This window comes from Streptomyces sp. NPDC002057 (assembly GCF_040296665.1).
In the GTDB taxonomy this organism is placed as follows: Bacteria; Actinomycetota; Actinomycetes; order Streptomycetales; family Streptomycetaceae; genus Streptomyces.
In genome coordinates this window covers 212,732-225,734 of the sequence record NZ_JBEOXR010000001.1, presented here as the reverse complement: position 1 = coordinate 225,734, position 13,003 = coordinate 212,732, and the positions used below count along the sequence as shown (strand labels likewise).

Here is a 13,003-nt window from a genome sequence, read left to right as displayed (position 1 = left end):
TTCCGGCTCGATTTCCGACGCGACCGCCACGGATTCGTGTCGGTCGCGGCCCCGGGGACGCCGCTCGGCAGGCCCGGCGTCGAGGACCTCGCCTCTGCGGTTCTCACTGCCGCGCGGGAGCTGGAGGAGGAGGCCCTTTCGCGCCTTCCCGAAGGAGACGGAGCGAGGAACGACCTCCTCGCCTCCGTGAGCGGATTCCGCTCCGCAACACGGGCAGGAGCGGCGGAGACAGAGTAGGGCGCGTGTTCGTTGCTCGCGTGAACGCACGCGTGGCAGCATGCCCGGGTGAGTGACAACGGGGAAGAAGTGCCGAGGTCTCGGCAGGTTTCGAGACTGTCGGAGTTGGCGGACGCGCACGTCGAAGCGGTGTGTCCGGAGACGGAGGCGGTACCGGAGGACCCGCCCGCGGGGGCCGTACCGCGGGCGGAGGCCACCGACGAGATCGCCGCGGCCCGGCGGGAGTTTGCGCGGGTGCTCGGTGAATTCCGGCGCACCGCCGTCCTGGTGCCGTTCGACGAGCAGGACAGTCTGTGGACCGCGGACCTCAACGGGGTGCGGTGGATCTGCGCGTTCTCGGACGAGGAGGCGCTGGCCCGGTTCGCGGAGGCACGCGGGGACGCGGGGCGGGAGTGGGCGTACCGGGCGATCCTGGGCGCGCGGCTCCTCGACGTGATGGTGCCGATGCTGCCCGGTCCGGGCGGTGTCGCGCTGGACGCGGGCAGTACGGACGGCAGGCTCTTTCCGCCGGTGGCGGGGATCGTGCCGGACGAGGTGGCGGTGGATCTCGGGGGAACGGGGACGCGATGAGTGGGGACAAGCCGGATCTGGCGGCGCCGGCGGCGGCGCTGACGGAGATAGCGCAGGGCATCGACCTGGCGCATGCCGAGCTGAAGGAGCTCGGCATGATCGGGGAGGCGTCGACGGGTCGTGGTTTCTCCGACCTGGCCCTGTCGGGAGTGGAGTTGGGGCACGGCGGTCTGACGTCGGAGTTCGAGACCTTCTGCAACCGCTGGGAGTGGGGCGTCCGCGCGCTGGCGATACGGGGGAACGGCTTCGCGCAGGGCGTCGGCCTGTCGGCGGGGTCGTTCGCGGAGCAGGAGCAGTACATCAAGGACTCGATCAAGATCGGGGCGAACTCCCTCAACGGCAACCCGCACCTGTCCGAGGACGAGGTGAAGGGGATGCGCTGGGACACCATCCGCGACCAGCACATGTGGGACAACGCCGACTGGAGCGGGGAGTCGTTCAGCGAGGCCCACCAGGAGGTCGAGCAGACCTGGAAGAACACGGGCTACGACGTCATGGACGCGCAGCTGGACTCGATGGAGCGCCAGGGGCTGATCGACCCGGCGATGCGTGACCGTCTGGACGGTCAGCTCAAGGCCGACCTCGACCCGGACGAGGCGACCGTGGAACAGGCCGAGCAGCCGCGCTGGGGGGACAACCGCTGATGGTGGACTGGGGAGGTCTGGTCGACAAGGGCATCGACAAGATCGGTGACGGCATCGACAAGGGCAAGCAGCTCGTCGGTGAGGGTGTCGACTATGTGACCGACAAGGCCGGCCAGGGCCTGGACAAGGTCGGGGCGCACGACTGGGCGGACTCGGTCGAGGACTGGGGCGACGAGACCGCCTCGTCGCTCGGCGCGACGGTCGGGGAGCAGCAGCTCGGGCAGACCGAGGAGGCGAACGAGCTCGTCCACGGCAAGCCGGAGAAGATCGCCGAGGCGGTGAAGAACCTCCGGGACTTCCAGAAGGCGTTCGACCTGGTCGGCGGCGGGATGAAGAAGCTGGACTCCGGTCACTGGAAGGGCGAGGCGGCCGACACGTTCCGGGAGAAGTTCCAGACGCTGCCCACCGACTGGCTGCACGCGGCGGACGCCATGGAGAACGCGGCCAAGGCACTGGAGACGTACTCCAAGGCGGTCGTGAGCGCGCAGGGCAAGGCCCGTGAGGCGATAGCCCTCTACAAGGAGGGCGACAAGGACTCCAGGACGGCCGCCGACACGTACAACAAGAAGGTCGACGCCTACAACGCGGCTCGTACCGGCGACAGTCCGCTGCCCGACCCCGGGGAGTTCTCCGACCCCGGCGAGACCAAGCGGCAGCGCGCCCGGGAGATCCTGAACGACGCCCGGAAGGCCCGCGACGAGGCCGGGGACACCGCGAAGGCGGCGGTGACCACCGCGCTCGCCCACGCGCCCAAGGAACCGACGGGGCGCGAGCGGGCCCAGCTGGAGCTGATGGACTACGGCATGGGCCAGGGCATCGAACTGGCCCACTTCGGCGGCGGTGTCGTCAAGGGCGCGGCCGGCCTGGTCAACTTCGTCCGCTCGGTGAACCCCGCGGACGCGTACAACCTGACCCACCCGGCGGAGTACTACAAGGGCGTCAACATGACGCTCGCCGGTCTGGTGTCCACGGCGGCGAACCCGGACCGGGCGCTGAAGAACGCCTGGGACGCGGCGAAGGGCGACCCGTCGGAGTTCCTCGGCCGGCTGGTGCCGGAGATCCTCGGGACGAAGGGCGCGGGTGTCCTGCGCAGCGGGCTGCGCGTCGGTCTGAACGGCAGCAAGCACCTGCCCGACGGGAAGAAGCCGCCCGGCAGCCGCGGGGACCACGAGAAGGACCCGGACAGCAACGGCAAGAAGTGCGGTGAGACGGTCTGCAAGAAGGACCCGATCGACATCGCGACGGGCCGGATGCTGCTGCCCCAGACGGACATCGCCCTGCCCGGCTCCCTGCCGCTCGTCTTCCGGCGCACCTTCGACTCCTCGCGCCGTTCGGGACGCTGGTTCGGCCCGGCGTGGTCGTCGACGGTGGACCAGCGCCTGGAGATCGACGCGGAGGGTGTGGTCTTCAGCTGCGACGAGGGCAGCCTGCTCGCCTACCCGCACCCGGCCCCCGGCGTCCCGGTCGTGCCCACGCACGGCCGGCAGTGGCCGCTGGACCGGGTCGGGGACGGCTACACGATCACCGACCCGGACACCGGCACGGTCCGGCACTTCGCCGACCACACCGACGAACTCGCGCTCCTGGCGCAGATCGACGACCGCAACGGCCGCTGGATCGCCTTCGAACACGACGGGGCAGGTGCCCCGACGGCGATCGTCCACCACGGCGGCTACCACCTGAAGCTCACGACGAGCGAGGGCCGGGTCACGGCCCTCCACCTCGCGGGGGCGGCGCCGGACGGCTCCGACCAGGAGATCCTGCGGTACGGCTACACCGACGGCCACCTGACCGAGGTCACCAACTCCTCGGGCCGCCCGGTCCGCTTCGGCTGCGACGAGCACGGCCGCATCACGTCGTGGACCGACACCAACGGCCACCGCTTCGACTACGTCTACGACGACCGGGACCGCTGCACCTACCAGTCGGGTGCGAACGGCCACCTGGAATCGACCTTCACCTGGGACGACGTCGACCCGGCGACGGGTCTGCGCCTGACGACCGTCACCGACGGCATGGGGCACACCGAGCGCCACCTGATCAACGAACGCGCCCAGGTCGTCGCGGAGATCGACGCGCTGGGCGCGGTCACCCGCTTCGAGTACGACCGGCACAACCGGCTGCTGTCGCACACCGACCCGCTGGGACACGTCGGCCGCGTCACCTACGACGAGCACGGCCGACCGACCAGGGTGGACCGCTCGGACGGTCGCCAGGCGCGGGCCGAGTACGACGAGAACGGTCTCCCCGTACGCGTCATCGGTGCGGACGGCAATGCCGTCCGCCAGACCTTCGACGCACGCGGCAACCGCACGTCGGTCACGGAACCGACGGGCGCGACGACGCACTACGCGTACGACGCGTCGGGTCACCTGCGTTCCACGACCGACGCTCTGGGCAACAGCTCGACCGTGCGGTGCGACAAGGCGGGGCTGGTCGTCTCCTTCACCGACCCCCTCGGCGCGACCACCCGCTATGTGCGCGACGCGTTCGGCCGTCCGGTGACCGTGGTGGACGAGGTCGGAGCGACCACCAGGTTCGAGTGGACGGTCGAGGGGAGACTCGCGCGCCGCCTGGACGCCGATCTCAGCGAGCAGCGGTGGGCCTACGACGGTGAGGGCAATCCCGTCAGCCACACCGACGCCTTGGGCGGAGTCACCGTGCACGAGTACACGGACTTCGATCTGCTGGTGGGCCGGACCGGCCCGGACGGAGTGCGGTACGCCTTCGGCTACGACTCGAACCTGCGCCTGACCGAGGTCACCGATCCACGGGGGCTGACCTGGACCTACACGTACGACCCGGCCGGCCGGGTCGTACGCGAGAGCGACTTCGACGACCGCACCCTCTCGTACGCGTACGACCCGGCCGGTCGGCTCACGTCCCGGACGAACGGTCTGGGAGAGAGCATCCGGTACGAACACAACGCACTGGGTCAGGTGGTGCTCAAGGACGCCGTCGGCACGGTCACCACGTTCGAGTACGACATCTTCGACGAGCTGGCCCGGGCCACCGGCGACGGCGCCACGCTCACCCGGATGCGCGACCGCTTCGGGCGGCTCGAATCGGAGACCGTGAACGGCCGCACGGTCACCTTCACGCACGACGTCCTGGGCCGCCGGACCGGGCGGACGACCCCCTCCGGGGCCGTCAGCACCTGGACGTACGACCCCGCCGGGCGCAGAGCCTCGCTCACCACCTCGGGGCGCACCTTCAGGTTCGAGCACGACGCGGCGGGTCGGGAGCTGGCCCGTCACCTCGGAGAGGACGTCACGCTCCGGCACTCCTTCGACCTCATGGGCCGCCTCAAGGACCAACAGGTCGTCGGCGGGGGCAGCACCCTCCAGCGGCGCGGATACGACTATCGCGAGGACGGCAGCCTCGCCGGCATCGACGACCTGCTCACCGGGGCCCGTCGCTTCGACCTCGACCCGGTCGGACGGGTGACGACGGTGCGCGCGGAGAACTGGACCGAGGAGTACGTCTACGACGCGTCGGGAAACCTGAGCGCCGCCTCCTGGCCGGCGTCCCACCCCGGGCAGGAGGCCACCGGCGCTCGCGGCTACACCGGCACACGTGTCTCCCGCGCGGGCAGTGTCCGTTACGAGTACGACGCGCAGGGGCGGACCGTCCTTCGCCGGAAGACGCGACTCTCGCGCAAAGCCGATACGTGGCGTTACGCGTGGGACGCCGAGGACCGGCTCATATCGGTGACGACACCCGGGGGAACCCTCTGGCGGTACCGGTACGACGCGCTGGGCCGACGCATCGCGAAGCAGCGTCTCGCGGCGGACGGGCGCACCGCACTGGAGGAGATCACGTTCACCTGGGACGGCGTCACGCTGTGCGAGGAGACGAGCCGGGCTTCCGACGTTCCCCACGCGGTCACCCTGACCTGGGATCACGACGAGTTCCGTCCGCTGGCCCAGACGGAACGCATCTCGGGGCGGGACGCTCCGCAGGAGACGATCGACGAGCGGTTCTTCGCCATCGTCACCGATCTCGTGGGCAGCCCGACCGAACTCGTCGAAGAGTCCGGATCTCTTTCCTGGCGCAGTCGCCGCACCTTGTGGGGCACCACGACATGGGCGTCGGACAGCACGGCCTACACCCCGCTGCGCTTTCCCGGGCAGTATTTCGACCCCGAAAGCCTGCTGCACTACAACTACTTCCGGTACTACGACCCGGACGTCTCGCACTACGTGAGTGCGGATCCCATCGGATTGGAGGGCGGCCCGAATCCGCGATGGTACGGCCCCAATCCGTACATGTGGATGGACCCGCTCGGGCTGGCGCTGTGCCGGGCGACGCCGAGGATGGAGGACGGCAACGCGAAGCAGGGATGGCGGCACATCAACGAGCGGCACATCAGCGGTACGGCCAAGGGGGGACACGGGGATCTCATGCCTCCCACCACGACACGCGCGCAGGTGGAGGCAGCGGCGGAGAAGATGGTGGAGAAGGGCAATCGCATGTCCGATCCGAACAACCAATACCAGACGTTCGAGAAACGTATGACAGTGAACGGAATGCGGGCCAATTACCGTCTGGTCGTGGACTCCACCGACGGAAATCGCATCGTCACCTTCTTCCCGATAGGAAAGAGCTACAGCCCGTGATCAGGATGAGCTTCACCGTGCGCCCCGAGCAGGGCGAACCCAGCGACTTCGACCTCGGGGACATCGTCTGCGAGGGGGAGAGCGGAACGGTGGGGTCGGCCGGACACGTCCCCGACCAGGGGATGATGATCTATCTGTCGGTTCCCCTCCTGCTCGACTCGCTCCGTCCCCTCTTCACCGGGGAGAGGAAGGCGGTGTCGTTCGTGGGTACCGACACGTCGTTCCGACTCGACTTCAGGCGCGACCGCAAGGGCGTCGTCACGGTTTCGGCGCCGGGGACGACGCTGGGAAAGTGCACGCTCGAAGAGCTCGGGGCCGAGGTTCTCCGGTCCACTCAGGAACTTGCGGAGAGGGATCTCTCGCATCTTCCCGCGGGGGCCGGTGCGAGAAGTGACCTCCATTCCTCCGTGGAGAGGTTCCGCGCGTCGCTCGTGTGAAATTCCCACGGCGAGCGGAAAGGGCCCGGAATCCGAGTGGATTCCGGGCCCTTCAGCTGCTCGGGCGGTGACTAGCGCGCCGCGTCCGGGTGGACCGCGGCCGTGACGTCGTCCGTCTTCTTCTCGACCGGCTTGCGGAGCTGGATGTTCAGCTCGCGCAGGCGGGACTCGTCGAGTTCCGTCGGGGCGCCCATCAGGAGGTCCTGGGCGTTGCCGTTGAGCGGGAAGGCGATGGTCTCGCGGATGTTGGGCTCGTCGGCGAGGAGCATGACGATGCGGTCGACGCCCGGGGCGATGCCGCCGTGCGGCGGCGCGCCGTACTCGAAGGCGCGGAGCATGCCCGCGAACTCGTGCTCGACGGTCTCCTTCGAGTAGCCCGCGATCTCGAAGGCCTTGAACATGATCTCGGGCTCGTGGTTCCGGATGGCGCCGGAGGAGAGCTCGATGCCGTTGCAGACGATGTCGTACTGCCAGCCGAGGACGTCCAGCGGGTCCTGGGTCTCCAGGGCCTCGAGGCCGCCCTGCGGCATGGAGAACGGGTTGTGCGAGAAGTCGATCTTGCCGGTCTCCTCGTCCCGCTCGTACATCGGGAAGTCCACGATCCACGCGAAGCGGAAGACGTTCTCCTCGAACTGGCCGGCGCGCTTGGCGGCCTCGACCCGGACCGGGCCCATGATCTTGGAGACCTCGTCGAAGTCGCCCGCGCCGAAGAAGATCGCGTGGCCGGGCTCCAGGCCGAGGCGCTCGGCGAGGACCTTGACGTTCTCCTCGGTGAGGAACTTGGCGATCGGGCCGGTGAGGGCGTTGCCCTGGCCGACGCGGACCCAGGCCAGGCCCTTCGCGCCGAGGGAGACCGCGAAGTCGCCGAGGCCGTCGAAGAACTTGCGCGGCTGGTCACCGGTGTTCGGGACGGCGAGCGCGCGGACGTGCTTGCCGGCGAAGGCCTTGAACTCGGAGTTCTCGAAGACGTCGGTGATGTCGACGAGTTCGAGGGAGGTGCGCAGGTCGGGCTTGTCGTTGCCGTACTTGAGCATCGACTCGCGGAACGGGATCCGCGGGAACGGCGAGGTGACGTGGCGGCCGCCGCCGAACTCCTCGAAGAGCTCCGTCATGAGCTTCTCGATCGGCTGGAAGACGTCCTCCTGCTCGACGAAGCTCATCTCGACGTCGAGCTGGTAGAACTCGCCCGGCGAACGGTCGGCGCGGGCGTCCTCGTCGCGGAAGCAGGGCGCGATCTGGAAGTACCGGTCGAAGCCGGAGATCATCAGCAGCTGCTTGAACTGCTGCGGCGCCTGCGGCAGCGCGTAGAACTTGCCCGGGTTCAGGCGGGACGGGACGACGAAGTCGCGGGCGCCCTCGGGGGAGGTCGCGGCGAGGATCGGGGTCGCCATCTCGTTGAAGCCGAGGGCCACCATCTTGGAGCGGATGGAGGCGATGACGGCGGAGCGCAGCATGATGTTGCGGTGCATGCGCTCGCGGCGCAGGTCGAGGAAGCGGTACTCCAGGCGCCGCTCCTCGTTGACGCCGTCGTCGGCGTTGATGGTGAAGGGGATCTGCTTGGCGGCGCCCAGGACCTCGACCGTGGCGGCCTCGATCTCGATGTCGCCGGTGGCGAGCTCCGGGTTGACGTTCTCCGCGCCACGCGAGACGACCTTGCCGTCCACGCGGACGACGGTCTCCTTGGTCAGCTTGTCCAGCACCTCGGCGGCGGCGGTGCCGGGCCGGGCGACGAGCTGCGTGATGCCGTAGTGGTCGCGCAGATCGATGAAGAGGATGCCGCCCAGGTCGCGCCGATTGTGCAGCCAGCCGCTCAGCCGGACGTCGGAGCCGACGTCAGAGGCGCGGAGCTCGCCGCAGGTGTGGGACCTGTACCGATGCATCGTCGTTCATCCAGTCTTCGGGATCTGTGGGTCGTGGGCGCCGCCCGGTGGCCCCTGTCACGGATGTCACAGGACACGCGGGCAGACCCACCCAGGGTACCGGCCGGGCCAAGATCGCTTTTCGAATACTCTCGGTGGCGATCTGCTGTCCGATATTCATAAAGTGGGGCAATGCGCACCGAGGACGTCCTGGCCGCGATCGCGACCGGCCTGTGGCGCTGGGACAACGCGTCCGGGATCGTCTCGCTCGACGCCGAGGCCGCCCGGCTGCTCGGGCTGCCCGCCGAGCCCGTACGGCTCACCGAGGCGGCCGTGCGCTCCCGTTTTCATCCGGTCGACTGGAACGAGATCGACGGGGTCGTGAACCTCGCCGTCGCCGAGGGGACCCTCGCCGAGGCCCGGTTGCGGATCATGGACGGCCACGGCCGGGTGATCCGTACCGTACGGAGCCGTTCCAAGCCCCTCATCCGGGGCAACGACTACCACCTCGTCGGCACGCTCCAGGAGGTCGCCGAGCAGCAGCCGGGGACCGCCGCGCGCACCCCCATCACGGGTGACTGGCGCCGCTCCCGCGAGGCGTTCCTGCTGGACGCGGGGCGGGCGCTCGCGGAGGCGCGGTCCACGGCCGAGGTGCTGCGGGTGGCCGCCTCGCTGTCGATGCCGGGCTTCTCGCCGGACGGGCTCGCGGTCTTCGGCGTGGCGGGCGACCGGCTGACGGTCATCGGCCACCACGGGCACAGCGAGGGCGACGAGGGGCCGTTCTCGTCGATGTCGCTCGACACCGACTACCCGGCGGCCGAGGCCGCCCGCACCGGCCGCGCGATCTACCTGCCGACCCCGGACGAGTACCTGCGCCGCTTCCCCATGACCTGGCCGCTCGCACAGCGCTTCGGGCGCCGCTCCTGGGCCTTCGTGCCGCTGATCGTCGCCGGCCGCACCATGGGGGCCTGGATGGCCGCCTTCAAGCACCCGGTGGCCTTCACGCCCGACGAGCGTTCGGTGCTCACGACGGTGGCGCGGATGCTCGCCCAGGCCCTCGCACGCGCGGGCGTGGCCGAGTCCGAGCGCGAACTGTCGCTCGGACTCCAGCGGACGATGATGCCGGTCCTCGGCCCCGGCATCCCCGGCATCCAGGTCGCCGCCCGGTACGTGCCGACCGGCGGCGGGCTCCAGGTCGGCGGCGACTGGTACGACATGATCCGGCTGCCCGGCGGCACCACCCGCACCGGCGGGCGCGGCTCCGGACGCATCGCCCTCGTCATCGGCGACGTCCAGGGCCACGACGTGCGGGCGGCGGGGCTCATGGGGCAGCTGCGGATCGCCCTGCGCGCGTACGCCTCCGAGGGTCACCGGCCGGACGCCGTCCTCTCCCGCGCCTCCCGCTTCCTGTACGGGATCACCGACGGCGACGACGGGGAGGTGGAGGCCGGTCCGCGCTTCGCCACCTGCCTCTACCTGGAGGTCGACCTGGAGACGGGGACGGTCGACATCGCGCGGGCCGGGCATCCGGACCCGGCGGTCCGCATGAACGACGGAACGGTTCTCCTCCGGCCCACCGCCGGCGGCCTCCCGCTCGGCATCGACCCCGACACCGACTACCCCACCACCCGGCTCACCCTCGAACCCGGCGAGACCCTGATGATCTGCACCGACGGCCTCCTGGAGACCGGCGGCCACGACCTCGACACCGGCTGGGAGCGGGTCAGGAAGCTCCTGGAGTCCCACGACGGCGAGGACCTGGAGCAGCTCGCCGACACGCTCGTGGAGGCCGTCCACGGGCCCGGCTCCCACCACACGACCGGACCGCTCGCCGACCGCCGCGAGGACGACATCGCCGTCCTGCTGCTCTCCCGCAGGCCCGCCGGGGGGCGGCCCGAGGCCCCGCGCCGCACGCTGATGACGATCGCCCAGGCGGAGCCGGAACGGATCGCGGAGGCGCGCGAGCAGGTACGGCAGCTGCTGCACGACTGGGCGGACGGGGACCAGCTCGACTCGGCGGTCCTCATGGTCTCCGAGATGGTCACCAACGTCCTCGTCCACACGGACGGGGACGCGCTCCTGGTCGCGGAGGTCGCCTGCGGCGAGAAGTCGCGGCGGCTGCGCGTCGAGGTCTCCGACAACAGCGACGAACTGCCGCACAAACGCCACCCGGGCGAGATGGCGTCGAGCGGGCGCGGCCTGGTCCTGATGGAGATGCTGGCGGACGCGTGGGGGGTGGACCCGCGCGGCGAGGGCAAGGCGATCTGGTTCGAGCTGAACGAACCGACGTCGGCGGGCACGGGCGGCGGGAGCGGGACCGGGAACGGGACCGGCAGCGACTTCGAGCAGTCCTGAAGCGGTAGTCCTGAAGCAGCAGGCCTGAAGCGGTCCGGTGGCGCCCGGGGTGTTGGGCCGCCGCCCGGTGGGCGTGGGGTCTCCCGCGGGCGCAGACTGGTCTCGTACGGCCGCGCCAGGGGGACCTGGGAGCGTGTCATGGACACCCACAAGGTCGGCAGCGACACCACCGTGCTGGCCGACAGCCTCGCCGTACCGGGGATCGGGCACCTGCCCGCCAACGCCTACGTCGTCACCGCCACCGAACCCGTCGTCGTCGACACCGGTCTCTCCCTCCCCGACCGCGACTTCGTCGAGGCGCTCGGTGAGGTCGCCGACCCGGCCGACGTGCGCTGGATCTGGCTCACGCACCCCGACCGCGACCACACCGGCGGCATCTTCGACCTCCTCGACGCCGCCCCGGACGCGCGCGTGGTCACGACGTTCCTCGGCCTCGGGATCATGTCGACCGAACGGCCGCTGCCCATGGACCGGGTGTACTTCCTCAACCCGGGCGAATCCCTCGACGTCGGTGACCGGGCGCTGCACGCCTTCCGGCCGCCCCTCTTCGACAACCCCTCCACCGTCGGCTTCTACGACGACCGGACCCGGATCTGCTTCAGCTCCGACTGCTTCGGCGGGCCCATGCCGAGCGCCGAGATCGCGGAGAGCGGGCACGCGAGCGACCTCAAGCCGGAGGACCTGCGCGCGGCCCAGCTGCTCTGGGCGACGATCGACAGCCCGTGGGTGCACCTGGTGGACGCGGAGAAGTACCGGGCGACGATCGCGCCGCTGCGCGAGATGAACCCGGAGATCGTCCTGTGCACGCATCTGCCGCCCGCGGTGCGGATGACGGACCGGATGCTGGGGACGATCGCGTCGGTGCCGGACTCCGACCCGTTCGTGGGACCCGACCAGGCGGCCCTGGAGCAGCTCCTCGCCTCCTTCGAGCCGGGCGGTCTGACCCCGGCCTGACGGGGGAGAAAGGGTCCTCCTAGCCGCCGGCCCCCGGACCCGGCTGCGGTTCCGGATCCCCGCGCGGTGCCCCGTACCGGGCGCGCAGCTCGACCAGGACCCCGGTCGCGGCGGCGGTCAGGGGGACGGCGAGCAGCATGCCCAGGATGCCCGCGACGGACGCCCCGGCCGTGATGGCCAGCAGGACCGCGGCCGGGTGCATCTGCACGGTGCGGCTCTGGACGAGCGGCTGGAGGACGTTGCCTTCGAGGACCTGTACGGCCAGGACGATGCCGAGGACCCACAGGGCGATGACGAACCCCCGGTCGGCGAGGGCGACGAGGACGGCGACCGCGCCCGAGAGGAAGGCGCCGAGGTACGGGATGTAGGCGGTGACGAAGACGAGCGCGGCGAGTCCGACGGCGCCGGGCACGTCGAGGACGAGCAGTCCGGCACCGATGAGGACCGCGTCGACGAGGGCGACGAAGGTGGTGCCGCGCATGTACCCCTCGACGGCCCGGAAGGCGCGCCGCGCCATCCCTTCCACGGTGTCGCCGGTGTCGCCGGGGGCGAGCGTGCGCAGGGCGCCGGCGGCCCGGTCGGAGTCCCGCAGGAAGAAGAAGATGAGGATCAGCGCGAGGACGGCGGTGGCGATCACCTCGCCGACGACGCTGATCCCGGTGATCACCCCGGAGGCGGCGGTCCCGCCGAACCGTTTGAGGAGGCCCTCGGCGTTCTTCGCGAGGTCGTCGAGGGAGGTCCCGGCCGCGCCGAAGTGCTTCGCGATGTCGGTGGCGGCCTGGCGCAGCGAGGCGACGATCTGGTCGCCGGTCTCGATGAGCGCGAGCACGACGATGTACGTGGCGCCGCCGACGACCGCGAGGACGGCGACGACGGTGAGGGCGGCGGCGAGCGACTTCTGGACCTTCATCCGCTGGAGCCTGCGGTGGAGCGGCCCGAGGAGGGCGGTGCCGAGGATCGCGAGCAGGACGGGGGTGACGACGGTCTTGAAGACGACGCAGAGCCAGATCCCGACGGCCGCGACCCCGGCGGCGAGCAGCAGGACGGCACACCAGGCGGCGACCCGGCGGGCGGGTTCGGGAAGGAGCGCTCGGGTCGTCTGCACGTGACCACCGGACCACGCTCCCCGGCGTGTCGTCGCGCGCTGACGACCGTACGGGTGACGGGGCGTCAGCGCCTCTCGTACGGGTACGCGTACGGGGCCGGGCGTGGTGCCCGGCCCCGTACGACGTCCGGCGTCACGCGTGCAGGACGTGCGCCGTCATCCGCTCACGACGGCGTCCACCGTCACGGAGGAGGGGCGTGCGTCGCCGCGCGCTCACCGCGTC

At 70.6% G+C, this 13,003-nt stretch carries 8 protein-coding genes; 6 read left to right on the top strand and 2 right to left on the bottom strand.

The window, feature by feature from the left end; genetic code table 11:
* The first annotated feature begins 342 nt into the window (after positions 1-342).
* Genes ABT129_RS01015 through ABT129_RS01000 form a run of 4 tightly spaced genes read left to right on the top strand, consistent with a single transcriptional unit; the run spans position 343 to position 6,507 of the window.
* The gene (locus ABT129_RS01015) at positions 343-807 is read left to right on the top strand and encodes an SseB family protein (RefSeq protein ID WP_502981604.1); all 465 of its coding nucleotides are present in this window, start codon (positions 343-345) and stop codon (positions 805-807) included.
* Positions 804-1,451 (top strand): hypothetical protein, encoded by a 648-nt coding sequence (locus tag ABT129_RS01010; protein WP_351894940.1) that lies wholly within the window; start codon positions 804-806, stop codon positions 1,449-1,451. Before ABT129_RS01015 ends, ABT129_RS01010 begins: the two co-directional genes overlap by 4 nt.
* Positions 1,451-6,070, top strand: coding sequence for a putative T7SS-secreted protein (locus tag ABT129_RS01005; protein WP_351894938.1), 4,620 nt, complete (start codon positions 1,451-1,453; stop codon positions 6,068-6,070). Before ABT129_RS01010 ends, ABT129_RS01005 begins: the two co-directional genes overlap by 1 nt.
* Positions 6,067-6,507, top strand: a complete 441-nt coding sequence (locus tag ABT129_RS01000) for a hypothetical protein (RefSeq protein ID WP_351894935.1) — start codon at positions 6,067-6,069, stop codon at positions 6,505-6,507. The genes ABT129_RS01005 and ABT129_RS01000 overlap by 4 nt, the downstream gene beginning before the upstream one ends.
* A gap of 71 nt (positions 6,508-6,578) precedes the next feature.
* Here the strand turns inward: ABT129_RS01000 and aspS are convergent, their stop codons facing one another.
* Positions 6,579-8,387 carry an aspartate--tRNA ligase gene (aspS, locus tag ABT129_RS00995; protein WP_351894933.1) on the bottom strand — a complete coding sequence of 603 codons (1,809 nt, stop codon included), beginning with the start codon at positions 8,385-8,387 and terminating at the stop codon, positions 6,579-6,581.
* A gap of 171 nt (positions 8,388-8,558) precedes the next feature.
* On the opposite strand from aspS, the gene ABT129_RS00990 reads away from it, so the two are divergent.
* A complete protein-coding gene (locus ABT129_RS00990) occupies positions 8,559-10,721 on the top strand; it encodes an ATP-binding SpoIIE family protein phosphatase (RefSeq protein ID WP_351894931.1) in 2,163 nt (720 codons plus the stop codon).
* Between the two features lie 138 nt (positions 10,722-10,859).
* Positions 10,860-11,675, top strand: a complete 816-nt coding sequence (locus ABT129_RS00985; protein ID WP_351894929.1) for an MBL fold metallo-hydrolase — start codon at positions 10,860-10,862, stop codon at positions 11,673-11,675.
* A 19-nt stretch (positions 11,676-11,694) separates the two neighbouring features.
* Here ABT129_RS00985 and ABT129_RS00980 read toward each other — a convergent pair whose 3' ends face one another.
* Positions 11,695-12,780 (bottom strand): AI-2E family transporter, encoded by a 1,086-nt coding sequence (locus ABT129_RS00980; protein ID WP_351894927.1) that lies wholly within the window; start codon positions 12,778-12,780, stop codon positions 11,695-11,697.
* Between the last annotated feature and the right edge of the window lie 223 nt (positions 12,781-13,003).